Below are 24,978 nucleotides of genomic sequence, written 5' to 3' on the forward strand. Positions count from 1 at the left end.
ACCCCACCTACCGAATATTCCATGTAGTGCGACGTGCGCGGTAATTCAGCTAATTTCAGCTGCGCCATGGAAGAGAGGACGACGGATGATCAGCCCCTACGGTCGAAGACTTATGACCCAAACCCTGGCTCACACCTTTGTTGTGATGCTCTGTGGCATGCTGTGCGTTCCTGCGTGGGCTCAAACGCCCCCTCAGGAGACTCAGATTCAAGCCTATCGCATAGCGCCCGAGAAGTTGGATAACCTGTCCAGCGTTCTCAAACAGTTGTTTGATGCGAAGTCTGGTGTTTCGATTAGCACCGACCCCAGCAGTAACCAAATGATCGTTTCCGCACCGGCTGCCACTCAGCTGCAGATTGCGGAATTCGTCAATCGCTCTGGCTACCAGGTTGGCTCGCCGGTTGTTACGCCGCAGCCAACCACCATGGAACAGGCCGAAGTCCGCGTTCGTCCGCAGCCGGCCCCTGCTCCTACCCCTGCTCCAACTTCTAAAGTCAAACCTGCTAGTCAGGCCGCCAAGTACCAGCGCACCAAGGACTTGGGCGACGGCATGATCGAGTTGGAAATTCAACTCAATAACCTGAAAGGGGAAGCCCTCGAGTCGGGTATTAACAAGCTGGTTGGCAAGCAAATCCCTGTCAGCTACTCGGCTGAAGGGGCACTTGTGATCATGACCTTGCCGACCAACACGGCCAAGAAGGTCAGCTTACAGGTCTATCGCAACGATAACACCGTCATCCTCCGGGGTGCCCAAGATGCCGCTCGGAGCTGGGGCGAAGTCATCCGCGCCATGGATACCCCATCGCATAGCGACGCCTTTCGCACATCGCTCGTCGCCTTCCGCAATGCCGACCGAGCCGATGTCGCCAAAGCACTCGATCCTTTGAAGGATGCTGAAAACAGCTTAGCCAAACGTCAGGTTTTTGAAGCCCTGAAGGGTGTGGCCGATAAAAAGTCCCTCCGTTGGAGCGGCGACCTGGCTGCGATGATCTTCCAGCCAGAATCTCCGGAAGCTGCTGCCGAACAGGACGACAATGCCGCTCAGATCATTGGTCAATCGAACGGTCAGGCACCGATCGATATTCCCGCCGAAGCGGATCCCAACAACCCCCAGTTCACCATCACGCCTGAAGAAGATGGTGGCTTGATCGGCCCCGTTCAGATCGAGTTTTTGGAAGGTTTGGACGTGATCGTGGTTCGCGGTCATGCTCGCGACGTCGCTCGTATCACGCGAATCATCAACGATATCGAAAAGCTAAGTGTCGAAACTCGTCCTGTGATCGAAGTTCGCGAACTGTTACACGCCAACAGCGAAGCGGTCGCCACGATCATCAACGAGCTATACGAAAGCATGCTCAATACGCGTTACGGTCAGGTCAGCATCGTTGCCCTGAACAAGCCAAACGCGATTTTGTTGATTGGTCGCGAGCAAAGCGTGCAAGGCATCCTGGAACTGATCGACGAACTGGATATGCCGGTTGGTCCCTCCAAGGGAATGCGGGTTTTCCTGCTCTCGCATCTTGCTGCTTCGGATGCCCAAACGCAACTCAACGAGTTCTATACCGACCCAACCGGCCTGGCCACGCGTATTCGTGTGATTGCCGATAACCGTAGCAACGCGGTCATCGTCGCTGCCAGCCCCCGCGACATGATCGAAATCGAAGCACTCATCAAGCAAATCGATATCCCCAAAAGCGATTCGACTTTGCAACTTGAAATCGTGCAGCTTAACAACTCGGTGGCTGAAGACTTGGCTCCCGTTTTGCAGGAAGCGATTACCGGCGTTACCACCCAAGGTGGCAACCAGCAAGGTGGACGGCAAGTGAGTGCCGCCGTGCGAATCGCGATGCTAACGTTTATGACGCTAGATGCGGAAAGCAAACAAGTCCTGCGTTCCGGTATTTTGAACGAAGTGCTGGTCACTGCGGATGTTCGCTCGAATAGCCTGATCATTCGTGCCCCGGAAAACAGCATGCCGCTGGTTCTGGCCGTGGTAAAGCATCTCGATTCGCAACCTTCCGCCGAATCGCAGATCAAGGTCTTCACGATCATCAACGGCGATGCGACCCAGCTTTCCAACATGCTGAACGAACTGTTCCAAACCGTTCAGTCGTCTAACAGTCAAGCTCAACAAGCCAATCCCTTCTTCGCCGCAGCGGGTGGTGGTTTGGGTGGATCAGGCGAATCGAGCCTGATTCCGTTGAACTTCACCGTCGATACCCGTACCAATAGTATCATTGCCTCCGGTTCGTCCTCTGCCCTGACCGTGGTGGAAGCGATCTTGCTTCGCTTGGATCAAGACGAAGCGACCGAACGCAAGAGCACTGTGGTTCGTTTGCTCAATGCTCGGGCCGACATGGTCGCCGAATCGTTGACGGCGTTGCTCGATGAACAACGACAATTGCAAACGCTCGATCCCTCGGTGGTCAGCCCGTTCCAACAATTGGTGCGTGACGTGATCGTCGTGCCAGAACTGTTCAGCAATAGCTTAATCATCAGTGCGACCCCGCAATACTTCGACCAGGTGCTGGAAATCATCCGCGAACTGGATGCCCGGCCACCGATGGTGATGCTGCAAGTGCTGATCGCCGACGTTCGTTTGAACGACACGGAAGAATTCGGAATCGAACTTGGCTTGCAGGACTCGCTTCTGTTTGATCGAAGCGTTGTTTCCAGCGGTACTTCAGTTCCCGGCTTCAACTTCAATAACCCACCCCTTGGCAATAGCTCGAGTGCAGCTAGTCTGGCGACAGCTGGTGCAGTCGGTTCGCAAGGTTTGACCAACTTCGCTTTGGGACGAACCAGTGAACTTGGGTATGGCGGTTTTGTATTCTCGGCGGCCAGCGAATCGGTAAGCGTGCTGGTACGAGCCTTAGAACAAGAAAGCCGACTGGAGGTGCTCGCTCGTCCACATATTCAAACCATGGACAATCAGCCTGGCTTTATTCAGGTTGGTCAACGTGTTCCTTATATCACCTCCACGCAGCAAACCAATAACGGTACGATCAACTCGACTGAGTTAATCAACACCGGGATCATCCTCAGCGTGACACCACGCGTTAGCCCCGACGGCATGGTCGTGATGGCACTGCAAGCCGAACGTTCGGCCACAGGCTCGGATGCGGACGGCGTGCCTGTTTCGATCAACCAGAACGGCGACGTGATCCGTTCACCACGTATCGATACCCAAACAGCAACCGCCGTGGTGAGTGCCCGCTCGGGACAGACGATCGTCTTCGGTGGTTTGATCAACAACGCAGTGGAAGTCGAAAACCGCCAAGTTCCGCTGATCGGCGATATTCCGCTCTTGGGTCGCTTCTTCCGTTACGACAAATACAACTCGGCACGAAGTGAGTTGCTGATCATCATCACGCCGATCGTGGTGCGAACGGAAGCCGATGCAGAATACCTGAAAGAGCAGGAAATGTGCCGCATGAGTTGGTGCTTGGCAGACGTGGCCAATTTGTACGGAACGGAAGCCTTACGCGGTCTTGACCAATCGATGCCCATGGACGCCGGTATCATGGCAATCAACCCGGATGAAAATCCAACGGGCTTCCCGAACGTCGTGCCACCGCTTTACCAAATGCCACCTGCGGGACCGCAGAACCCAGTTATTCCTTTCCCTGAACACTTGCCACAGCCACCGATGCGGCAGCAAATGCCTCCTCAGATGCAGCCGCAAGGTGCTCGTCAGTCGAACATCCCCGCTTTCCAGCAGAACGGTTCCGCCTTGCGACCTGTCAACATGGAAGCGGCTGGCGTGCGTCCGGTTGATTACCAACAACGCTCCTACCCGGCAATGCAACCGCAAGCTCAGCCACAGCAGAGCTACTATGCTCCGCAGGCTCCTCAACAACAGCAACCGGTTCGCTAGTGCCCCAGGGAAAACAAAAGGAGACACAATACCATGCGACGTATCACCATCGCGATTTGCTTGTTTTGCCTCACGATCCTCTCTGCAAGTGGTTGCACATCGCTAGGCAAAATGCCCAAGATGCCTTGGGAAAACGATGAACCAGAATATAAGCTGCCCATTAAAATGGTCGTCAACTGGAAGGACACCATTCGGTACAATCCGAACGATCCTGCGGTACGCGGCTTTGGCGGGCGGGTTCACTTTTACGACGAATCGAACCGTCCGGTCCGCGTTGAAGGCCAACTAACCGTGTACGGTTACGATGATTCGCGTCCTGGAGAAGCCGACCCAGAACGCCCTGATCGCAAGTTTATCTTCGAGGCAGATAAGCTGCAAACGCACTACAGCATGTCCAAGCTGGGACACTCGTATAGTTTTTGGGTTCCTTGGGATCGAGTGGGTGGCGACCAGAAGGAAATCACTTTGGCTCCCTTCTTCCGTACATCCGCAGGCCAAGTGCTGATGGGGGAACAGACCACCCAAGCATTGCCAGGCATCGTCAAGCGGCCCAACCAAGACTTGCAGCAAAATTGGTCACCTAGCCCCAGCGATCAGTTGCCGCCCGATGTGGCTCAGGTAACCTATCAGCGCAAATCGTATACGCCGGCAGGCCTGCAAAACGAACCGTCAGAGAACCAGTCGAAACTTCGCACGACGACAATTACTTTGCCAACATCGGTTCAAGATAGCCTGCGTAACTCGGCACTGCCAACCCAGTCGCCGCGCACAAGCTCCACCAAAGCAAACGTGCCCGCTGTCCAACAGCCGGCAAACACGTTCGAGCGCTACCCACGGCCACTGATGGAGCAGCAACAAGCGATCAACAATGCGGGTCCGTTTAAGAGCCGGGCCCCGCAATCGATGCAGCTGAAACCAGGGATCAACATGCAAAGCTTCCGGCCAGACTTTACCAGTTCCGCGAAGTATAGCGATTACTTGTCTAACGGAAGCTCGTTACCCAGTCGGCAGAGCTTGACTATTGCTCCTGGCTCGGTTCCAGGACAACAACCTGGTTATCAACCTCAGACACACCAGGCTCAAGTGACACAAACCGGTCAACGAGTTCAAAATCATCTTCAGATGCCACAGACCCCGTCACCGTGGCCACACGGCCTTCCACAATCACGGTCACGTTAGGGAACTTGGCAACCTTGCTAACGCGTCGGCTGATGTCGCCGTTGACGACAGAGATCGGAATCGAGGGGTGCTTAAACTTAATGGCTAATCGCGTGGGCAAACGAGCCTTATCGTTTTGCCCAAAGCCATTTTGGAAAGCCTGATTCCCAAACATACTGTTGAAGCCACCAAACTGGCCGAAGCTGCTTCGCGACGTGCTGCGGCTACCAAGCCCGTTTGTCATGCCGCCGATGGATCCCGTAGTACCTCCACCTCCTCCAAACGGATTGAGTGCGTTTTGAGACATCATCGATGTCCCACCGTTGGAGACCCCCGCAGATCCCGAACCTCCAGAGGATCCACCAAAGTTTCCACTCGCCGAGCTTGAACCACTAGAGATGGAGCCGTTGCCGAATGTTGGGGTAGGCAACGGGGACGAGAACATGTTCGACCCAGGAGTGATCGATCCGCCCAGGTTGCTATTGGAATTCGTCCCAAAACTACTGCTTGGCTGCTGAATCGTTTGCGCAGCGATATTCCCAGCACCCCAGCTAAGGGAACCAAGTAGGGCGACACAGATCCCGGCAATCCAGTTCTTGCGCATGGTTTTCTCGTCCTTGGCGAGCAATCTTCAAATTTGGTAACCGCGCATTGATTTCTCTGTACCCCATTATTGCGGACTTCTCTGCAGATACCAAGAGAATTTCATGCGGTCGGCAAAGGATGGGTTGATCTATACCATCGGCTAACCAGGCCCGGATTGAGTGGTCTTATCGTGTTGGGCAATACAATGCTTGCAAGTGGCAACATTCTGCTACCAGGTAGGGGTTCTCCAGGCGAATATTCCGTTACAATCTTGAAACTTTGCCTGACCAAGCCGGGTAATGATGGGTAGTAGTCCTGCTCTCAACCTGTTCTCTGTTCACCACTTAAGGTGCTTTGCAATGAGATTTCGCCCCACCCTCTTCAGCTTGCTTCTCGCTTTGCTGGCTGCCACAAGCAGTATCGCTGCGGAACCGAACGCGGCTCAGATCATGTCTGACCAAACGGTGGTCTTTCTGCGTATCGCAGACACACAAGATTACGTTAAAAAGCTCGATCAAACGGCAATCGGGCGGGCCGCTAGCGATCCGCAAATGCAACCGTTTGTGAACGGTATTTGGCAGACACTCAAGCAATCGGTTGCCGACGCGGAAGAGCGAAGCGGCATTTCGCTGGAAGAACTGCTGAGCATTCCGCAAGGAGAACTGGCGATCGGCGTGGTGGCCATGCAAGAAGGCAACCCGGGCGTCGTCATCTTGTGCGAACTTGGCGAAGATACCCGCGTGACCGAAAAAGTGCTCGACTTGCTGGAAACAGTCGCCACCAACGATGGTGCAACGATCGAGCGCAACAAATTCAAAAACTCGGAAATCACCTTGATCCGCGGCAAGAACGGTCCACTTGCTGTTTGTATCCACGAGCATACTCTGCTGGCTTCCAACCGTATTGAAGCTCTCGAAGACATGCTCGATCACTGGGATGGCAAACGCGAAGACAGCTTAGCTGCAGACGATCGCTTCCGTACCATCGTTTCCTCCTCTCGTGGCACCAAGGACGAACCAGCTCAGATGATCTGGTACCTCAATCCGATGGAAACGCTGCGGACGATTGTGAAAAACCAAAGTGGCGGTGGCTACATCATGGCCTTCATGCCGGTGCTAGGCTTAGATGGCGTGAAAGCGGTGGGTGGCAGCACGATTCTGGCGGCAGAAGATTTCGACACGATCAGCCATTTTCATGTCATGCTCGAACGCCCCCGCACAGGGATTATCGAGATCATTCAAATGAAGAATGCCTCGACCGAGCCTGAAGCCTGGGTGCCGGACGACATCACCAATTACATGACCATGAACTGGGATGTCGACAAAAGTTACAATGCCGTCGAAAAGCTCTACGACAATATTCTGGGCGAAGACAAGTTTGAAGAAGATATCAAGAACCGTATCAATCAGCCGACGGGCATCGATTTCAAGACAGAGATCATCGACAACCTAGAAGGTAAATTCACGCTGGTTCAATGGTACGAACCGCCAGCTCGGATCAACAGCCAAGCCACGTTGTTTGCCGCCAAGGTCAAAGACCGAGCTGCCATGCAGCGAACGCTCGACCACTTGGTCGACGCATTGCCACGTTTGAAGAACTTGGTCGAACGACGCAACTTTGGTGATGCCACCTTCTTCCAACTGCAAGTAGCGAACGGCCCGATTCCAGATGATATCTCAGACGAACGCCGGAAAAGGATGGAAACGCGTCGCTCGCTTCGTCCCCTGCCTTGTTTCGGCCTGATTGGTGACTTCGTCTTCTTTGCCGACCGACCTGGTATTGTCGAACATATTGCTCTAACACTTGGCGGCGATACGCCTCGCTTGGCAGACGACCTTAGCTTTAAGTTGACGATGAATCGCCTGCTGGAACAAGCTGGCGAACGCAAAGTCGCCATGGTCAGCTTCTCGCGACCAGAAGAAGGACTTCGCATGTTCTACGACCTGATTCAGGCCGATTCGACACGGAACTTCATCAAGGGGCAAGCTGAGGAAAATAACTTCTTCAGCAATCTGGAAGGGAACCTCAATGCTAACCCGCTGCCAGAATTCAAGGTCATCTCAAAGTACCTGGCCCCACAAGGTTCTATCATGATCGACGACGAAACCGGGCTGCACATGATCCAGTTCTCACTGAAACGAGACAGCGATTAACGTTCCCGACGTTTCCTTTGCCTCCAACGCCCTGGCCGATCTGGCTGGGGCGTTTTTTATTTCGAAGACACCACAACTCACCAAAAAACGAAGCGAAGACTTTCCATGGCTGACGGGATTCGCTTGCTATCGAGCAGCCGATTATCCTCGGTTATTGGATCTCAAGCATGCTGGCTTTGGCAAAAACAATGAATTAAAAAGAAGAGCATTCTGAAGAGACCTCCTCTTCTTGTTGATTGCTGCTATTTTTTCGAGCGTAATTATGACGAAATTTGGCTTTGTCGATCGATCGTTCCAACTGCTGGAAGAACTTCACGACAACAATAATCGCGAGTGGTTTCAGCCCCATAAGCAGGAAATCCGCGAACTGCTGCAAGATCCGTTCGTGGAGATACTGGAGGTCACCTCGGCGAAGCTGAAGAATGCCCGTCGTCCGATGTCTGGCAACAAGCAAACCATGTTTCGCATGAACCGCGATGTGCGCTTCTCCAAGGACAAACGTCCCTACAGCGAGCACGTCAGCGGGCTACTCACGCCATCGGGCCTTAAGAAAGATGAAACGGCATTGCTGTACGCTCACTTGGCGGCCGACGGGGGGTTCATTGCTGCAGGTTTCTATCAACTGGAAACCAAGGTGCTCAACTTATTTCGCGATCGCATTCTGGAAGACGCCAAACAGTTCCGCACCATTACCAACAAGCTTACCAAGGCTGGCTACGAGTTCGCCCAGTTCGAGCCGCTGAAATCGATGCCGCGAGGCTACTCGCAGTATGCCGACCACGAACATGCTTCGTTCCTCAAGCTCAAGTCCCTGGTCGTCACGCAGAACCAAACCCGCGACGTCTGGATCAAGGGGACGATCGTTAACCAACTAGTGAAGCTGCACAAAGCCAGCACGCCGCTGCTGGAGTTCGGCTTGGAAGCAATCGGCGCTGGCCTCTAAAGCCGTTCACTTCGATGCCCCACGAATTACGACTTTACCCACCTCAACTCTCCTCAGCAGTAGCCTCAATGCCTCGAATCCGTATCTGCCTCCTTGTCCTCTCTCTGCTCCCTTTCGCTGTGGCACATGCGATTGCCGAGGACTTTCAACCAACCCAAAATCCACTTCCGGTGCCACCACCGGCAGGGGCGATCATCCTGCTCAGCGAGACAACCAACGCGTTTCTCGGCAAAACAGGCAGCCCAATCGATTGGCCCAACGAAAACGGCGTGCTAACTTCGACAAAGGGAAACGCTCGCTCGAATCATATCGTGTCGCAGCTGCACTTCCGCGACGCCGATATTCATGTCGAATTCATGCTGCCTGAAAAGGGAAGCGGCAACAGCGGGATCTACATCCACGGCAACTACGAACTGCAGATCCTCAACTCCGCCGGCAAGGAAAAGCTCGATCAGGGAGATATGGGGGCCGTATATGGGTTTGCCCCGGCGCTGGTCAACGCCGCCAAAGCCCCTGGCGAGTGGCAAGTCTACGACATTCGCTACCGAGCTCCGCGCCGCGATGCTGCCGGAAAAATCGTCGCAGAAGGCCAAATCACCGCTTGGCTCAACGGCCAGAAAGTGCAAGACGGCACCAAGCTGAGCGAGCCCCGCTCGTCGTACCATCCCTTCCGCTACAAGACGACGCCCTACCTCGACGCCATCGCGGCAAAGCAGCTAAAAACATCGGTCGGCCCAGTCTTCCTGCAAGACCACGACAACCCGGTGAAGTTTCGCAACGTCTGGGTGAAGCCGTTGGATGACCAGGCGCTGACTTACGAACCAAGCCCGAACTAACGGGCTAGTTGGGTGCCATGCCGTCGTCTTCGTCGGCATGCTCTTTTCTGCTTCGCATGCTCAACGCAGACGAGAGCATGGCACCGACTAATTCACGCAGAACAAACAGACTTAAGGCATCCGACGAACCTCGCCCGGGACGACTACTTCGCCCGTTTCAGCGCTATGAACCGCAGCAAAGCACGTTGCCAGGCCGGTGAGGTTTTGCGCGGCGTTGTTGGTGGGTTGACGTCCTTCCGCGATCGCACAGAGCAGTTCTCCCATCGCACCATGGAACCCATCGGGGAACCAGCATCCTTCGAGCTTTGGCTGGGCAATCCCCTGCTTGGTATACAAGCGGAGTGTTTGTTCTCGTTCGTGCGGGCCAGTGCTGAAAACGCTCCCTTCACTGCCAGCCAGGTAGGTGCTTTCCTGTTGGCCATACGGCGTGGCAGCGTCGTAGCTCAGGGTTACTTGCGTGTGAGAATACACAATGGTCGCCGTTGCCGAGAGGGCTGGCAGCAGGTTTTGATCGTGTGTGCGAGTGGTTGTCGCAAAGACTTTCAGCGGCTTCTCGTCAGCGAGCAGGTAGTTCACAAAATCAAAACCATGAATCGCGAAGTCGTACAAAATCAAATGCTTGATTTTCTCGAACGGCGTTCCGGCAACCCAGCGATGATCCCACCGCTTGGACAAATGGACACCATGCAGATTGCCCAACAATCCAGTTTGGTACGCTTCGCGCGCATAACTGAAGTGAGGGGCCCAGCGAGCATTTTGATTGACCGCCAGCAAGCGGTTCTTTGCCTTGGCTAAATCGACCAAACGCTGCCCTACGTCCAAATCGAGCACAAACGGTTTCTGGCTGAGGACATGCTTGCCGGCTTCTAATGCCGCCTCGATCAGCGGAGGCCGCACATTGGGGTGCGTGGTGATATCGACCACCTCGATATCGTCGCGGGCCAGCAGTTCATGATAATCGGTCACCACGTTTGCCTGCGGAAAGAACTCTTCCTGCCGACTCACCGCGTTCTTACGTTCAACATCACACAGCACGGCAACATCGTAATTCGCTTTCCGATACGCATTGAGGTGCTGACCGGTGATCCCACCACATCCGATCAAACCAATTCTGGGACGGTAGTTGGGTGGATCTTGTGGACGGTACGGCAACTCAGGGGCAACGAAGGTTCGCTGCGTGTGAGCGTCCTCAGGCGTGGGAGCCGCTTTGCTTGCTGGCGAGGTGCGTTTTGCCATAACTTCTTCGGAAATGCCTTGCGACAGAAAATAGGGAAACCAGCACGCATCAGAATCACGATTCTTAATCGATCAATGCATGGTTCTGCTAGAATCCGTTGTACCAAAGGGCGCAAACAGCCGCCGATCCCCCTCCGTTGTAGGTAGACCCTGCCGATTAGGGAACCTTACTCGTTGTAAAACCCGCCTCTGAAATCGGTTGCCCACCGTTGCGAGAGGGTGTTAAATCGAGTAGTAGTATAAAATTACTGATGGACAACGTGTTCGCTTCGACAACTCTTTTTTCACAAAGCAGCCACGCGTAATGAGCGAAAAGGAAGCCAAGACGGCCGATCAGAAGACCATTCTGCTGGTGGACGACGATACCGAGATCGTTGAGACCATGCGTTTCGCTCTCGAAGGGCACGGTTATCGTGTCCTGGTCGCTCGCGACGGCAATCAGGGCCTCGCCCTGGCCGAACGGGACGATCCTGATTTGATTGTGCTAGACATGATGATGCCCAAACGTAGCGGTTTCCTCGTGCTGGAAAAGCTGCGTCAGACCAACCGGGTACCTACCAAAGTCATCATGGTTACCGGCAACGAAGGCAACCGCCACAAAGCCTATGCCGAGATGCTGGGCGTCGACGACTACATCCGCAAACCGTTTCCGATGGATCGTTTGCTGGAAGCCGTCAGGAAGGTTTTGGCGTAACACGCCTAATCCTTGGCACCCACTTCGTTTGCCACACTTGCGGAAGCAGCGAATTCGACTTTAGCCGTGTCCTGGCGACATGCGACTCGGCTTAGTCGAAACGTATCTCACAGAGACAAGCCGACTCCTGCTTTCAGGACTTTTGCACCTCTCTGATACCACTTGGGATGCGACCAATAGCCGCAAACTTATCTATTTTAAAAAAATACGGATATCCGATTCGATCGGTACGATTGCACCGAAATCGATGCCAAATGGATAGTTACAACTAGTACCATTTTTCACAAGCCGGAGCCTGCTCAAAATCGATCCAATCTTTCTATTGCTTCTATTCTCCCTTCTGTCGATACTTCAATGAAGGGAAGGCAAAGCGATCTTGTAGCCGATCCGACGCCAATTCTTTCCATTTGTTCTTTCTTCGCGACGTTCTTTCTCAATCGCGCTCGGCGTTTGGCAAACCTTTTTCCGAGAAGCTGTGTGCGCCTGCGCGGACCGAGAGAATAAGCAAGCAAGATACGACTTGGCAAGAATCGCAGATTTCGTCATACAAGACCTACTGCCTCACCCCAAGCAGTCCGTTGATTTTCTGCTTCGACCACGTTGCCGATCCGAGAAAATCAGCCGACAGCAAGAGCTTTCGTGGCCAAGATTGGCTATCGATCTTGGTCGCGGTCTCAATCCGAATTCAGGTCTATCGAGTGGGACTCGGTAACCAAACTCTGGAGGGATCAGCAATATGGTCGGCGGTCGTGAAATCGTTTCTTTCCTGGCAGAGCGCCAAAACCTAGAGCAATTCCGCAAGAAGAATTGGCAGGGAACGTTCGAGGACTACCTCGACCTCATCGCGGAGACCCCCGCAATCACACGCAACGCATTCCAGCGTTGCTACGACATGATCCTTTCCTACGGGATCGACACCTACGAAGTCTCGCGTGAAAAGAGAGTCCACTATCGCTTCTTCGACGACCCGCTCGATGGTGGCCGTGATGCGATTTTCGGGCTAGAAGACGCCCAGGTATCTTTGGTCAACGCCTTGAAAAGTGCGGCCCATGGCTATGGCATCGAGAAGCGTGTGCTGCTCTTGCACGGCCCGGTCGGTAGCAGCAAAAGCACCATGGCCCGCTTGCTCAAGAAAGGGCTCGAACGGTACTCCGCCACGGACGAAGGAGCCATCTATTCGCTCGGCTGGCTCGATCCCCACAAGCCAGACGATATGTCCGCCGTGCATTGGTGCCCGATGAATGAAGAGCCGCTGCACTTGATTCCGGAAGAGTTCCGCGCGGAAATCGCGGCCCAACTAACCAACCCAGCCAAGCACAGCGAATACCCACTAAGCATCGCCGGCGAACTGTGCCCTTTCTGCCGTTTCATGTACATGGACAGCCTGGCACGGCACGGGGGTGATTGGACCAAGGTAATTCACGATGTCCATGTGCGTCGAATTCTTCTCAGCGAAAAGGATCGCATCGGGATTGGTACGTTCCAGCCGAAGGACGAGAAGAACCAAGATTCGACGGAGCTAACCGGCGATATCAACTATCGCAAAATCGCCGAATACGGCACCGATAGTGATCCTCGAGCATTCAACTTCGACGGCGAATTCAACGTCGCCAATCGTGGCATCATCGAGTTCATCGAAGTCTTAAAGCTAGACGTGGCGTTCCTGTACGACCTGTTGGGTGCCAGCCAGGAACATAAGGTCAAGCCGAAGAAGTTCGCCCAGACCGATATCGACGAAGTGATCCTGGGACATACCAACGAGCCCGAATATCGTCGCTTACAGAACAACGAGTTCATGGAAGCCCTGCGTGACCGTACCGTCAAAATCGACGTGCCGTACGTCACCAAGCTTTCCAACGAAGTGAAGATTTATGAGAAGGATTACAACAAAGAGAAAGTCAAAGGAAAGCACATCGCCCCGCATACCATTGAGATGGCTGCCATGTGGGCGGTGCTGACTCGGCTGGAAGAACCCAAGAATGCCAGCTTGACGCTGATGCAAAAACTGAAACTGTACGACGGCAAGTCGCTGCCTGGCTTCACCGAAGAAAACATCAAGGAACTCAAGTCGCAAGCCAAGCGAGAAGGGATGCTCGGCATCTCGCCTCGTTACGTGCAAGACAAGATTTCCAACGCACTTGTGGCACATCCCGACGCGACTTCGATCAACCCGTTTATGGTGTTGAACGAGCTCGAGTCGGGTCTCGGCAACCATTCGTTGATCACCAGCGAAGACCAGCGCGATCACTATCGCCAACTGCTTGAAGTGGTCAAGGAAGAGTACGAGAACATCGTCAAGAACGAAGTCCAGCGGGCAATCGCCGCCGACGAAGACGCGATGATGCGGCTGTGCGCCAACTACATCGACAACGTCAAAGCCTACACCCAGCGCGAACGCGTGAAGAATAAGTTCACTGGGCAGTATGAAGAACCAGACGACCGTTTGATGCGTTCGATTGAGGAAAAGATCGACATCCCCGAAAGCCGCAAAGATGATTTCCGCCGCGAAATCATGAACTATATCGGTGCGTTGTCGATCGACGGTAAGAAGTTCGACTTTAAGACGAACGAACGTTTGTACAAAGCGTTGCAATTGAAGTTGTTTGAAGATCAAAAAGACTCGATCAAACTCACCAGTCTCGTCTCCAGCGTCATCGACCAAGATACGCAAGAGAAAATCGACGTAGTCAAACAACGACTCATCCGCGACCACGGCTACGACGAAGAGAGCGCAACCGACGTGCTCAACTACGTTGCCAGCATCTTCGCCCGAGGAGATGTGACCGAATAACCAGTATTTATCATCGATCACAACGAGGTGCCATGCGATCCGCTGCGCCCGGCCAGCCTCCCACATCCAGTCCCCTCGCCCCTTAGGGGCGAGGGTAAGGGTGAGGGGACAGGACGGGAGAAAGCCTGCTAATAGCTGGCGGATTGCCGTTTAAGTTACCCAGTTTCGACCATTGCCCACGCCAGGAGAACCAACCATGGGGCTGAAGATCGATCGCGACGTACACCGCTTCCGCGAAATCGTGCGAGGTAGGATTCGTGATAATCTTCGCAAATACATCACCCATGGCGAAATGATTGGGCGAAAGGGAAAAGACCTTGTCAGCATCCCGGTCCCCAGCATGGACGTACCTCACTTTAAGTACGGCAAAAACAAGGGAGGTGTCGGCCAAGGAGACGGCGAACCAGGCGACCCAGTAGGCAAAGGAGACGACGGCGACGGAGCTGGCCAAGCAGGCAACGAGCCTGGCAAGCACATACTGGAAGTCGACGTCCCGCTGGAAGAACTGGCCGCGATGCTCGGCGACGAACTTGAGCTCCCCAAAATCGAACCCAAGGGGGACGCCAACATCTCGCAGTTCAAGAATCGGTACGACAGCATCCGTTCAACCGGTCCCGAGTCGCTGCGTCACTTCCGCCGCACCTATGTGAAGGCGCTGCGAAGACAGATTGCTTCCGGCATTTACAACCCGAAAAACCCGGTGATTGTGCCAGTCAGGGAAGATACCCGCTATCGCAGCTGGACCAGCATTCCGCAGCCGGAAGCGAACGCGGCGGTGGTTTATGTGATGGACGTCTCTGGTTCGATGACCGACGACCAGAAAGAGATCGTCCGCACCGAAGCGTTCTGGATCGATACTTGGCTCCGCAGTCAATACAACGGCGTGCAAACACGTTACGTCATTCACGATGCCGGTGCCAAGGAGGTTGACGAGCAAACCTTTTACCACACCCGCGAAAGTGGCGGCACGCGGATCAGTTCCGCTTACAAAGTCGTGCAAGGGATCTTGGAAAAAGAATTCCCGGCGTCGGAATGGAACATCTACTGTTTCCAGTTTTCTGATGGCGACAATTGGGGAGAAGATAACAAAGCGTGTATGCGGGTGCTAGAAAACTCGCTGCTGCCGGTCTGCAACTTGTTTTGTTATGGCCAGGTCGAAAGCCCTTATGGAAGTGGCGAATATATGAAATCGCTTGTCAATCAATTTGGCAAGAACCACGAAACCCTGATCTTGTCCCATATAGAGGACAAAGATGCGATCTACGACTCCATCAAGCTTTTCCTCGGTAAAGGTAAGTGAGGTCCTCAGCAAAAGGTAATTGTTTATGTCGACAGCCGATTTCGATTCCATGGTGCCGCATCGCTACTTGGTTCGCGTAGGGCACAACCAGGTAACCGTCGTCTGCCAAACAGCAGCCGAAGCGATCCAACGTGCCAAGGCGCAACTGCGTCACGACTTTCCTCGTTTGTGGGACGTGATCAGTTCCCTAGCGGAAAGCAAATTCGAGGTTCAGGATCTCGATCAAAAGTCGAGCTAAGCCAGGGAGGAAATCCATGCCCATCACGCATCGAAGTTTCGCGAACTTGCCCGAAGAGCTGGCAGAAGTCCAAATTGAAATAGAGCAGCACGCGCTCGATTACGGCTTGGACTTCTTTCCCACGATCTTCGAACTGGTCAACGTCGACCAACTGAACGCGATTGCCGCGATGGGCGGTTTTCCGACGCGGTATCCTCATTGGCGTTTTGGCATGGAGTACGAACGCCTTTCCAAGGGGTATCACTACGGCCTGCAAAAGATCTACGAACTCGTCATCAACAACGATCCCTGCTACGCGTACCTTTTGTCCAGCAACATGTACGCCGACCACAAGCTTGTCATGGCCCACGTGTACGGGCACTGCGATTTTTTCAAGTGCAATCAATGGTTCAGCAAGACCGATCGCAAGATGATCGATCAGATGGCCAACCACGGCAATCGCATTCGCCGCTATATGAATCGTTTCGGCGTGGAAGAAGTCGAGAACTTCATCGATGCCTGCTTAAGCATTGAAGACCTGATCGATATTCACTCCCCCTTCATTCAGCGTTCCCGCGCGGAAGATCGCTACAAGTTCCACGCGCACACCGACGAAGATTCCCCCCGAGAAGCAGCCCAGAGCTTTCGCTTGCCGGCTAAGGGATACATGGACAACTTCATCAATCCCCGCAAAAAGCCCAGCGACGCCGAGGAGGCCCCCCGCCCTGCACGAGCAATCCCGGTTCCGGAAGAACCGACCAAGGACGTCATGCAGTTTCTGCTAAACTACGCCCCGCTGCGCCCTTGGCAGTTGGATGTCTTGTCGATGATTCGGGACGAAGCGTACTACTTTGCTCCCCAGGGGCAAACCAAGATCATGAACGAAGGGTGGGCCACCTATTGGCATTCCACCATCATGACCCGCCACGGACTCACGGCGGCGGAAGTCATCAACTATGCCGATCACACCTCCGGCACACTCGCCTCGAGCCCTACTCGACTGAATCCGTACAAGTTGGGCTTGGAACTGCTTCGCGATATCGAAGACCGCTGGAACCGAGGCTGTTTCGGTCAAGAGTACGACGATTGCGATGACTTTTACGAGCGACAAAACTGGAATACCGATGTCGGGCGCGGACGCGAGAAAATCTTCGAGGTTCGCCGAATCCATAACGACCTGACCTTCATCGACGAGTTCTTCACGCTCGACTTCTGCCGTCGCTACAAGATGTTTCAGTTTGGCTATAACGAAACGACCGAATACTACGAAATTGAAAGTCGCGAGTTTCCCAAGGTCAAGCAGCAACTTCTGTCCAGCCTCACGAACATGGGCCGCCCCGAGATCTTTGTCACCGATGGCAACTACAAGAACCGGGGCGAGTTGCTGCTAACCCACCGTCATCAAGGCATCGAACTGAAAATGGACTACGCCCGCGATACGCTGACCAATTTGTTCACCCTTTGGAAACGCCCGGTCCACGTTCAAACCATTCTCGACGACCAAGAAGTCATGCTGAGCTGGAATGGAACGCACCACGAATGCGTTAAGCTGGAAATCAATTAAGAGAGGAGAACAACCGTGTCTCACACATTCAGACAATCGCTGGATAACCATTCAGCGCCGAACAGGAAGTTCGAAACGGCGCTAAACCAGGGAAAGGTCACGGCTACCGACCTGACGGTCGAAAAGGTTGGCGTCTCGGCTCGACAAATCGATTATCGATTTAGCGAGACCAAATCGCCGCAAGAGGCAAGTGACGTGGCCGATAACTTAGTGCGTCGTGTCGACTACCTTTTAGAACCGCTGGCAATCATCGAGCACGACCCCTCTGGCCCGCAGATTCAAATCCGCTCCCAAAAACCAAGCAGCGACGGCCAGACACAGCGTTACTATGAGATGAACGTTGATCGAGACGGCATTTCCATCGAACGCTACGCTGCCAGCAGCGGCGTGCGCGAGCAAGATGAAATCCACCTAACTCGCGAATCGTTCGAACGCCTCTGCCACGACCTGGACGAAGCTTCAACGCCCACCGCGAAAACAAAACGTTGATTTTTTTGCCAACAGAGGTCAACCAGAACACCGTGGCATAGAGCCTACCATTCTGTGTGCCACCGGCGTCGGCCTGATTCTTCTCCGTGGCCATCCGTTCCGAGCCGTGGTTCATCTTCTCGTTATTGCCTCTATGAACTCAATAGCGAACCTCTCCTCTTCCCTCTGGCACACTACTTCGACGAGGCGGGGCGATTTGATAGACTGGATGGTTCCGTTGTCACGTTTCGCCCTCTTGTGAGAAGTCTGTCCCATGAGCCATGGTCGCCCCGGTTCCGCCCCCTTGCCTGAACCTTCCATCGTCCCGACCGAGGGTTGGCATTGTAGCCACTTTTATTACTCGTTCGATCGAGCTCTCCTCTCTGGCTTTTCCCCAGAAGAGATCGCCGAAGGATGTCAGCAGTTCAGCGAGATTTTGAATCCGGCAGCAGAAGGGCAGCCGCAGCGGCTTCAAACTTCGATTGTCAGCGGGCACAAAGCCGACTTTGCCATGATGCTGATGGATCCCAACCCTCTGGTGATCGATTCGGTTCATCAAAAGCTGATGGCCAGCCTCCTCGGTGCAGCTCTCTCGCCGACCTACTCGTTTGTTTCGGTTACCGAGATTTCCGAGTACGTCCCCTCGATCGAACAGTTCGCCGAGCGCTTGCTGCGTGAAGGGGAAGAGAAAGATTCGCCGTCGTACGAAGCCAAGGTGAACGCCTACGCTAAACGCTTGCCGATGATGAACAACCAACGGCTGACGCCAGACTTCCCGTCGTACCCGGCGATGTGCTTCTATCCGATGAACAAAAAACGGAAAGTGGGCGAAAACTGGTTCCTCCTCCCCTTCTCTGCCCGCAACGCGCTAATGGCCGAGCATGCCCAAAGCGGGATGCAGTTCGCCGGGAAGGTTTCGCAGTTGATCACCGTAAGTGTCGGCCTGGACGACTGGGAATGGGGCGTCACGCTCTGGGCTCGTAACCCCGAATACCTGAAAGACATCGTCTACAAAATGCGCTTCGACGAAGCGAGTGCCCGCTACGCCGAGTTCGGCCCGTTCTACACCAGCTACGTTAGCACCCCGGCAGAGATCCTAAAGCATTGCCGAATTGGTAAGCTCGATTAAACGTTTTTTTTGTCGCAGAGAACTCCGAGGTAAAACAGAATTTTTTGCCTCGACGTTCTCTTTGTCTATTCCTCTTCCGCCACCCAGGAAGCAAGTATGCCTTCACCCCGTTCCAATCGACCGTTGAAGTTGGACGATCTGAAGAAGCCTGACTTGGCTGCGGGGAATAATCCGTTTAAGGACGATCTCGTGGAAGAAGGGGCCGAGGCAGATGTGCATGCCCCGGCCGATTATCGCGGGGCGTACGAACCGAAAGTGAACTCGAATGGCCCGCTGCTGGTTACCATGGCGTTGATCGGATTTCTGGCTAGTGCCTTACCGATAATGCGTTTCTTTTGGCCGTTTGTCGGCAGTGTGCTGGGCATCTTTGGATGGATCATTTCCCTGCTCATCGCCCCAGTAACGCTGACTTACGCTGTCGCCGATCAAAAAGCGATTCGCTTGGGCAAGTTTACTGAGCAGGGGGCTTGGCTAACCAACACGGCTTTTTGGATCGCTCTGCTGGCGATCGTCAATGCGTTTGTGACCGTCGTGTCCATTTTCTACTTTGCCGCTGCATAGGCGATCTGCTTAGGCCGCCTCTTTCGAGGCTGGCGTTTTCTTCTCTTCTTCCACCGGCACCGGCTGTTCCAGTTTGGGCTGAGGTTTCTCAGCCGCTTTTGCTTTTTGAGCTGCCTCTAACTTGGCCGTCTTCCCTTTGTTGGGGATCAAGAAGATACGCACCTTGGTCCCTTCTGGCGGAATCTTCTCGGTATTGGCTTCAAACCACAGGTTGTTGTTTGCATCGGTACTGGGCACTGGCAAATCGAGCATCGACGAGCGGAAATTGCTCACGCAGATCAACTCGCCACCTTCTGCGGCGTAAACCTGTTTGCCTGGCAATGTGTCGGGATCGATACCTTGTTCTTTCGCCTTGACGACCTCTTGCAGAGGAATGTCTTTCCAGAAATAGCTGCCAGGGAAGACCCAGTTGTAAGGCATCTCTTTCTTCCCTTCGGCTTCACGAACCCACTCTTGAGCCCGCACCGAACGCAACTTCCCTTTCTCATCGGTCCATTGCACTAGCACGTCGATCACCTCTCCGGATGGCGGCTGGTATTCAGGATCGAACGAAACCGGCTCCCCTTGTTTAGCGCCAATGCGTAGCAAACCGGCATGCACCACGAACGCATCCGCCGGCACGGCCACAACCGATTCATGCTCCTTCGTCCCCCGCAAACAGGCAAACATTTCGAGCGAACCCTTCCGCAGGCAAACCTCGCCGTCCATGATGACCATCTTGCGTTTCAAATCGATCCAAACCGGCATGTTGGGCATCAATTTGCGAATGCCGTTCGCCTCTTGGAGTTGAACGTCTTCTGGCTTCGCTTCTGGTTTTGTGGCGGTTTCTGCCTCGGAAGTGTCCGCTTTCGTTGCGGCAGGCTTGGCCCCATTCTCCCCTTCTTGCTGGGCGATCACATTTCCCAACGGCAACATCATGAGCCCCAGCCAAAGGGGCAGCAGGAACCGACAGCGGACGCTCGAAAGGATGCTGGACGCTGGCATGGCATTTCTCGGCGGAAAAGGGGTTACCGGGGGGCGTCAAAGTCAGCCCATATTGCTAAGATGATCAAGCCTGAGCGTTCCCTTTTGCCAGGGAAACGCCCTGCGGCGATCACGACGGAACTATTCTAACAAACTCTCGCTCGATGGAAGCCATGGCCACGGACACTAGCGACCAATCCCAGCATGCCCCAGCCACCCCCAAAGCAAAACTTCCGGCGTGGGTAAAGCTCGCCAAGAATGCCCCCAAGGGAATCGACTGTCGCAATTGGGAGCAATGGAAAAGCTACCTCGCCACACGCAAGAACGTTGCGACGCTTCAGTCGCTCGTTTCCGGCAAAAAGACTTCGCCGTTAGCCTGGGCTTTGTTCGCCGACGACGTGATCGACACCCAAACGATTCCGCTACTGGAAAGCCTAGGCGAAGTGGCTTCGGGACGAGCGAAACCAACCAAAAAGCTGGCCACCAAGTTGGAACAGTGGCTCGGCTGCCTCGATCGGCGGATTGCCGAGCGGAATTTGGTTCTCGAACTGTTGGCATGTGCTCATGCGTTGCCAACTCTGGCGCCAGTGCTCAGTGCGGACTTGTGGTGGCAACTGCTCGATAAACTAATGAGCCACGCGATTGACGCCGCCTCGACGAACTTCTCGAAAAAAATCTTCGAGCAAGGCCTGGCAGGTGAATTGCCGCTCACCCTGGCCTACCTTTTCCCCGAACTTCAAGCCTGCCTCGATCTTGGCTCGCCGGCGGTGGAAGTGTTGGACGAAGGGATGCAGTCCCTGACCGACGGAGAGGGGCTGCTCAAGGTCGATCAACTTCTTCACTTGCGGGCTCTTTTGGCATGTTGGACGCGCAGTCAAGCGATGATCCAAGCCACCGACGGCTGGCAACTTTCTGCCGACGCCTACACCCAGTACCAATGGATGGTGCGGCATCTGCTGCGACTGACGCGGGCCGACGGAACGCAGACGCTTAGCTCCGGCCTTTCTGGCGTTTACAACAAACACCTTTACCAAACCGCCCTGGCCCAAGGCAAGGATGAAGAAGACGACGTCATTGCCCATCTCACCCTTCCCAACAGCAAGGGGAAGGCCTCGGAATGGCAACTTCCTTACCCCAGCTATGAATCGGCCTGGAGCCAGTTTGCTTTCCTGCGTACCGATTGGCAACGCACAAGTCCTCGCTTCGCCGTTCGCCACGACTTGGAACCGTTGATTGTCGAACTGGAATCGCGCGAAGATATGATTCTCAGCGGAGCCTGGGACACCAAGATTACCGTCGACGGCGTCGAACTTTCCCCTACCAGCACCTGGGAACAAGTCGGCTGGTTGGCCGACGACGACGGCGACTACCTTGAAATGGAGCAAGAGTGGACCTCTGGAGTTCGTCTCCAACGGCTCTTCTTCATGGCCCGCGAAGACGACTTCCTCTGGGCGATGGACACGGTTTTGCTAAACGATCGGGCTCAAAAAATTGAATATCAATCGCAGCCTCCCCTCACCCCCCAAACTAAGATCGACTTGGCTGGCGAAACGAACGAAGCGTTTCTGCAGCTTCCTAAGTCGAAGGCCACGTTGCTGCCGGTGGGGATTAACGAATGGCGGAGCGACTCGGTGCTGGGCAAGTTCACACTGGTCGACGATAAACTAACCCTTCGCCAAACGGGCACCGGTCAGGCATTGGTCGCTCCTCTGTTCTTCGATTTGGCGAAGAAAGGACAGGGCAAACCGTTAACCTGGCGGCAATTGACCGTGGCCGAAAAACTGGTCATTCAGCCACGTGACCGGGCCGTTGCCTACCGCGTGCAAACCGCCACTGGGCACTGGGTTTTCTATCGTTCCCTTACCGAAAAAGCCAGCCGCACGTTCCTCGGTGTCAATTTAATCTCCGAAGCAGTCGTCGCGCGGCTTGACGAAAACGGCGACATCGAGAAACTGCTGGAAGTGCAATCTTCCTGATCCCCATAGCGACACCTCCATGCAAACGCGCTTGCGTGACAACCTGGCACAAGTTCGACAAACGCTGGCAGAAGCCGCTGCGGCATCTGGCCGTACGGCGGACGCCGTGCGCTTGATCGGGGTGACGAAATATGTCGACCTCGAAACCACCCAGGCGTTGTTAGAACTCGGCTGTCACGATCTAGGGGAAAGCCGCCCTCAGCAGTTATGGACGAAAGCCGAGGCCCTGGCCAGTTTCTCGCCCCGCTGGCACATGATCGGCCATTTGCAGCGCAACAAAACCAAGCGAACCATCCCGCTTCTTTCGCTGCTGCATTCCGGCGACAGCTTACGTCTACTGCAAGCCGCCAACGACGATTGGACAGGCGACGGTCGACTGCAGGCTTTGATTGAAGTGAACATCTCAGGCGACTCCGCCAAACATGGCTTTTCCCCAGACGAGATCGAACCGGCCCTGCGACAAATTGCCGCGTTGAATCGCCTGCAAATCGTTGGCTTAATGGGCATGGCCTCCCTCGATGGAGGGCGAGACCAAGCCCAAAAGGACTTTGCCGCACTCCGGCAACTGCGGGACAAGCTCCGCGATAATTGCCCAGACGAAATCTCGCTAGACGAACTTTCGATGGGCATGAGCCACGATTTCGATCTGGCTATTCGCGAAGGGGCTACGATGGTTCGTGTTGGTTCCACGTTGTTTGAGGGGCTCCGGTGAACGTCAACGTTCAACCCCACCCGTTAGGTTGCGTCTTAGAAATCAAGGCGCAGCCGGGTGCCCGCAAGACAGAACTGCGTGGTTTGCAAGCAGGGTCCCTCAAAGTTTGTGTTACCGAAGTCGCCGAAAAAGGGAAGGCCAACAAGGCGATTGTTAATTTTTTGCGAAAAACCTGGAAACTTCGCGGTTCCCAGCTTGAGATTCTTTCTGGCGAGACGAGTTCCCAAAAGAAACTGTTAATCCGAAACGTTTCACCGGAAGCCTTAGTAGAACTATTGATCGCAAGTGGCGTGACCGAGTCGTAAGTTGGACGTTGTGTCCATTTTACCTTGCCAGCAGCAACTCCCTGAAATACGATCGACCTAGCATACTTATCGAATACCTTTCTGGTGGTACGTTTTCTAAATCGTGAAGTCACCGAAAGATAATCCTTTTCATTTCAACGTGCGGGAATTTCATGAAACGACGGATTGGAAAATTCGTTGGTCTGATCATCGTTACGATCTTCGCCTTGGCGGTGATGTACGTCAGTGGTGGGCGCAATCAATTTTTTGGCGCCCCCGAGCCCGTATCGAACGAGACCAAACCCCTTACGCCTAGTAGCAATTCGTTGGCCCCGGTAACGCTGATGCAGTTACACCGGCAGCCACTAGAGATCCTCGATAGCTACGCCGGAACGATCCAACCACTGGAAAGTTTCTCGCTGGCGTTTCAACTAGCAGGCCGTGTCGAATCGCTCGGTAAGACGGCGGAAGGCAAGACCCTCGACGTCGGCGACCGGGTAACCGCCGGGCAAGTCTTGGCCCAGCTCGATACGCGGATCCTGCGTTCGCGTCGTGACGAAGCGAACGCCAACCTGGAAAACGCCCAAACCGAGTACCAACGGCTGGCCAACTTGCAGCAGCGCAGTCCCGGGGTCGTATCGGAAACCTCGTTCCAGCAAGCTACCCAGCAATTGGCAGTTTCCAAGGCGATGCAGGATATCTCGGAAAAGAACCTCGAAGATGCCCTCCTAATCGCTCCGGAAGATGGCGTCATTTCCAAACGGTTGGTCAACGCGGGCGAATCGATCAACATGCACCAGGCGGTCTTCGAGATTGTTCAGGTCGATAAGGTCTTGTTAACGGTAGGGGTGCCTGAATCTCGCATCATTGCCATGCAGCGGCAGTTCAATCAAAAGCGTCGTAAGTCAGAACCACCTCCTCAGCCAGGCTTCCCCAATCCTGTTTCCGACTTCAAGGTGTACGTGCGACGTTTCGATACATCTTCGAACCTGGAAGGGAGCACCGTGCTGGCGGGAACCGTCTATCGCATGGCGGAAACGGCCAGCGATGGCAACGGCTTGTTCGAGGTCGAAGTGCTGCTGGATAATCCCAATCGCTTGCTCAAGCCCGGCTTGGTCGCCAAAGCCGATTTCGTCATTCGTGAGTTGGATGGCTATCAGATCCCCGTCGAGAGCGTCGTTTTCAACGATCGTACGGCAAACCTATTCTTTGCGGTCGTTTCCCCTGAAAACCCCACCACGAAGATCGACCTGGCCGGCATGGAACTGGCCGAGATGCCTAACCTGATCGCTCAGCAAATCGAGATTCCCTCGTACATCGAGCAAGGCCGCAATTTTATCCTCCCTTCGATTCCCGGCGGCCACGAACTGTTGGTCGTGCAAGGGCAGCATCGTCTGGTTGAAGGGCGGCCTTTAGAGGTAATGGGGGCGATTCAATCAAACACGACTCCCCTCTTTTCTCCCACAAGTGGCAGAGTCCCGATGACTGAAGTATCGCGTCTCGAAACCGAGAACTCCGGAAAGTAAGCAAG

The 24,978-nt window shown here is 54.4% G+C and carries 19 protein-coding genes; 16 read left to right on the forward strand and 3 right to left on the reverse strand.

Annotation, left to right across the window (positions count from 1 at the left end; translation table 11 throughout):
* The first annotated feature begins 112 nt into the window (after positions 1 to 112).
* Positions 113 to 3,877, forward strand: a complete 3,765-nt coding sequence (locus DTL42_RS04095) for a secretin N-terminal domain-containing protein (RefSeq protein ID WP_158545225.1) — start codon at positions 113 to 115, stop codon at positions 3,875 to 3,877.
* A 1,018-nt stretch (positions 3,878 to 4,895) separates the two neighbouring features.
* Here DTL42_RS04095 and DTL42_RS27065 read toward each other — a convergent pair.
* Complete coding sequence (locus DTL42_RS27065; RefSeq protein ID WP_114367402.1) at positions 4,896 to 5,639, reverse strand: BON domain-containing protein; 744 nt, start codon at positions 5,637 to 5,639, stop codon at positions 4,896 to 4,898.
* 340 nt (positions 5,640 to 5,979) lie between these two features.
* On the opposite strand from DTL42_RS27065, the gene DTL42_RS04105 reads away from it, so the two are divergent.
* From DTL42_RS04105 to DTL42_RS04115, 3 genes are all read left to right on the forward strand, one after another.
* The gene (locus tag DTL42_RS04105) at positions 5,980 to 7,773 is read left to right on the forward strand and encodes a hypothetical protein (RefSeq protein ID WP_114367403.1); all 1,794 of its coding nucleotides are present in this window, start codon (positions 5,980 to 5,982) and stop codon (positions 7,771 to 7,773) included.
* Between the two features lie 262 nt (positions 7,774 to 8,035).
* Positions 8,036 to 8,716: a DUF2461 domain-containing protein gene (locus DTL42_RS04110; protein WP_114367404.1), complete on the forward strand. Its 681-nt coding sequence runs from the start codon at positions 8,036 to 8,038 to the stop codon at positions 8,714 to 8,716.
* A gap of 68 nt (positions 8,717 to 8,784) precedes the next feature.
* Positions 8,785 to 9,552, forward strand: a complete 768-nt coding sequence (locus tag DTL42_RS04115) for a 3-keto-disaccharide hydrolase (RefSeq protein WP_158545226.1) — start codon at positions 8,785 to 8,787, stop codon at positions 9,550 to 9,552.
* Positions 9,553 to 9,663: 111 nt separating this feature from the next.
* Here DTL42_RS04115 and DTL42_RS04120 read toward each other — a convergent pair whose 3' ends face one another.
* The gene (locus tag DTL42_RS04120; protein WP_114367406.1) at positions 9,664 to 10,788 is read right to left on the reverse strand and encodes a Gfo/Idh/MocA family protein; all 1,125 of its coding nucleotides are present in this window, start codon (positions 10,786 to 10,788) and stop codon (positions 9,664 to 9,666) included.
* 304 nt (positions 10,789 to 11,092) lie between these two features.
* Here DTL42_RS04120 and DTL42_RS04125 point away from each other — a divergent pair, with 304 nt between their 5' ends.
* The 8 genes from DTL42_RS04125 to DTL42_RS04165 all read left to right on the forward strand — a co-directional run bounded on the left by DTL42_RS04125 (position 11,093) and on the right by DTL42_RS04165 (position 19,512).
* A complete protein-coding gene (locus DTL42_RS04125) occupies positions 11,093 to 11,482 on the forward strand; it encodes a response regulator transcription factor (protein WP_114367407.1) in 390 nt (129 codons plus the stop codon).
* A gap of 736 nt (positions 11,483 to 12,218) precedes the next feature.
* A complete protein-coding gene (locus DTL42_RS04135; protein ID WP_114367409.1) occupies positions 12,219 to 14,273 on the forward strand; it encodes a PrkA family serine protein kinase in 2,055 nt (684 codons plus the stop codon).
* Positions 14,274 to 14,469: 196 nt separating this feature from the next.
* Complete coding sequence (locus DTL42_RS04140) at positions 14,470 to 15,573, forward strand: DUF444 family protein (RefSeq protein WP_114367410.1); 1,104 nt, start codon at positions 14,470 to 14,472, stop codon at positions 15,571 to 15,573.
* A 25-nt stretch (positions 15,574 to 15,598) separates the two neighbouring features.
* Positions 15,599 to 15,811: a hypothetical protein gene (locus DTL42_RS04145; protein ID WP_114367411.1), complete on the forward strand. Its 213-nt coding sequence runs from the start codon at positions 15,599 to 15,601 to the stop codon at positions 15,809 to 15,811.
* 16 nt (positions 15,812 to 15,827) lie between these two features.
* Complete coding sequence (locus DTL42_RS04150) at positions 15,828 to 17,354, forward strand: SpoVR family protein (protein WP_114367412.1); 1,527 nt, start codon at positions 15,828 to 15,830, stop codon at positions 17,352 to 17,354.
* 15 nt (positions 17,355 to 17,369) lie between these two features.
* Positions 17,370 to 17,843, forward strand: coding sequence for a hypothetical protein (locus tag DTL42_RS04155; RefSeq protein ID WP_114367413.1), 474 nt, complete (start codon positions 17,370 to 17,372; stop codon positions 17,841 to 17,843).
* 253 nt (positions 17,844 to 18,096) lie between these two features.
* Positions 18,097 to 18,951 carry a hydrogen peroxide-dependent heme synthase gene (gene hemQ / locus DTL42_RS04160; protein WP_114367414.1) on the forward strand — a complete coding sequence of 285 codons (855 nt, stop codon included), beginning with the start codon at positions 18,097 to 18,099 and terminating at the stop codon, positions 18,949 to 18,951.
* A 96-nt stretch (positions 18,952 to 19,047) separates the two neighbouring features.
* Positions 19,048 to 19,512 carry a hypothetical protein gene (locus tag DTL42_RS04165; protein WP_114367415.1) on the forward strand — a complete coding sequence of 155 codons (465 nt, stop codon included), beginning with the start codon at positions 19,048 to 19,050 and terminating at the stop codon, positions 19,510 to 19,512.
* A gap of 9 nt (positions 19,513 to 19,521) precedes the next feature.
* Here the strand turns inward: DTL42_RS04165 and DTL42_RS04170 are convergent, their stop codons facing one another.
* Positions 19,522 to 20,496 carry a YdjY domain-containing protein gene (locus DTL42_RS04170; RefSeq protein WP_114367416.1) on the reverse strand — a complete coding sequence of 325 codons (975 nt, stop codon included), beginning with the start codon at positions 20,494 to 20,496 and terminating at the stop codon, positions 19,522 to 19,524.
* Between the two features lie 152 nt (positions 20,497 to 20,648).
* Here DTL42_RS04170 and DTL42_RS04175 point away from each other — a divergent pair, with 152 nt between their 5' ends.
* The 4 genes from DTL42_RS04175 to DTL42_RS04190 all read left to right on the forward strand — a co-directional run bounded on the left by DTL42_RS04175 (position 20,649) and on the right by DTL42_RS04190 (position 24,973).
* Positions 20,649 to 22,451: a hypothetical protein gene (locus DTL42_RS04175; RefSeq protein WP_147274158.1), complete on the forward strand. Its 1,803-nt coding sequence runs from the start codon at positions 20,649 to 20,651 to the stop codon at positions 22,449 to 22,451.
* 19 nt (positions 22,452 to 22,470) lie between these two features.
* The gene (locus DTL42_RS04180) at positions 22,471 to 23,163 is read left to right on the forward strand and encodes a YggS family pyridoxal phosphate-dependent enzyme (protein WP_114367418.1); all 693 of its coding nucleotides are present in this window, start codon (positions 22,471 to 22,473) and stop codon (positions 23,161 to 23,163) included.
* Complete coding sequence (locus tag DTL42_RS04185; protein ID WP_114367419.1) at positions 23,160 to 23,468, forward strand: DUF167 domain-containing protein; 309 nt, start codon at positions 23,160 to 23,162, stop codon at positions 23,466 to 23,468. The genes DTL42_RS04180 and DTL42_RS04185 overlap by 4 nt, the downstream gene beginning before the upstream one ends.
* Positions 23,469 to 23,620: 152 nt before the next feature.
* Positions 23,621 to 24,973, forward strand: a complete 1,353-nt coding sequence (locus DTL42_RS04190; RefSeq protein ID WP_114367420.1) for an efflux RND transporter periplasmic adaptor subunit — start codon at positions 23,621 to 23,623, stop codon at positions 24,971 to 24,973.
* The last annotated feature ends 5 nt before the right edge of the window (positions 24,974 to 24,978 follow it).

The organism is Bremerella cremea (assembly GCF_003335505.1).
Taxonomy (GTDB): domain Bacteria; phylum Planctomycetota; class Planctomycetia; order Pirellulales; family Pirellulaceae; genus Bremerella; species Bremerella cremea_A.

Bases quoted from the DNA above. Each gene is read 5' to 3' on its own strand.
- DTL42_RS04140 (WP_114367410.1), top strand. From the start codon at position 14,470: ATGGGGCTGAAGATCGATCGCGACGTACACCGCTTCCGCGAAATCGTG.
- DTL42_RS27065 (WP_114367402.1), bottom strand. From the start codon at position 5,639: ATGCGCAAGAACTGGATTGCCGGGATCTGTGTCGCCCTACTTGGTTCC.
- DTL42_RS04105 (WP_114367403.1), top strand. From the start codon at position 5,980: ATGAGATTTCGCCCCACCCTCTTCAGCTTGCTTCTCGCTTTGCTGGCT.
- DTL42_RS04120 (WP_114367406.1), bottom strand. From the start codon at position 10,788: ATGGCAAAACGCACCTCGCCAGCAAGCAAAGCGGCTCCCACGCCTGAG.
- DTL42_RS04180 (WP_114367418.1), top strand. From the start codon at position 22,471: ATGCAAACGCGCTTGCGTGACAACCTGGCACAAGTTCGACAAACGCTG.
- DTL42_RS04145 (WP_114367411.1), top strand. From the start codon at position 15,599: ATGTCGACAGCCGATTTCGATTCCATGGTGCCGCATCGCTACTTGGTT.
- DTL42_RS04110 (WP_114367404.1), top strand. From the start codon at position 8,036: ATGACGAAATTTGGCTTTGTCGATCGATCGTTCCAACTGCTGGAAGAA.
- DTL42_RS04135 (WP_114367409.1), top strand. From the start codon at position 12,219: ATGGTCGGCGGTCGTGAAATCGTTTCTTTCCTGGCAGAGCGCCAAAAC.
- DTL42_RS04190 (WP_114367420.1), top strand. From the start codon at position 23,621: ATGAAACGACGGATTGGAAAATTCGTTGGTCTGATCATCGTTACGATC.
- DTL42_RS04115 (WP_158545226.1), top strand. From the start codon at position 8,785: ATGCCTCGAATCCGTATCTGCCTCCTTGTCCTCTCTCTGCTCCCTTTC.
- DTL42_RS04175 (WP_147274158.1), top strand. From the start codon at position 20,649: ATGGCCACGGACACTAGCGACCAATCCCAGCATGCCCCAGCCACCCCC.
- DTL42_RS04150 (WP_114367412.1), top strand. From the start codon at position 15,828: ATGCCCATCACGCATCGAAGTTTCGCGAACTTGCCCGAAGAGCTGGCA.
- DTL42_RS04095 (WP_158545225.1), top strand. From the start codon at position 113: ATGACCCAAACCCTGGCTCACACCTTTGTTGTGATGCTCTGTGGCATG.
- DTL42_RS04165 (WP_114367415.1), top strand. From the start codon at position 19,048: ATGCCTTCACCCCGTTCCAATCGACCGTTGAAGTTGGACGATCTGAAG.
- DTL42_RS04170 (WP_114367416.1), bottom strand. From the start codon at position 20,496: ATGCCAGCGTCCAGCATCCTTTCGAGCGTCCGCTGTCGGTTCCTGCTG.
- DTL42_RS04125 (WP_114367407.1), top strand. From the start codon at position 11,093: ATGAGCGAAAAGGAAGCCAAGACGGCCGATCAGAAGACCATTCTGCTG.
- hemQ (WP_114367414.1), top strand. From the start codon at position 18,097: ATGAGCCATGGTCGCCCCGGTTCCGCCCCCTTGCCTGAACCTTCCATC.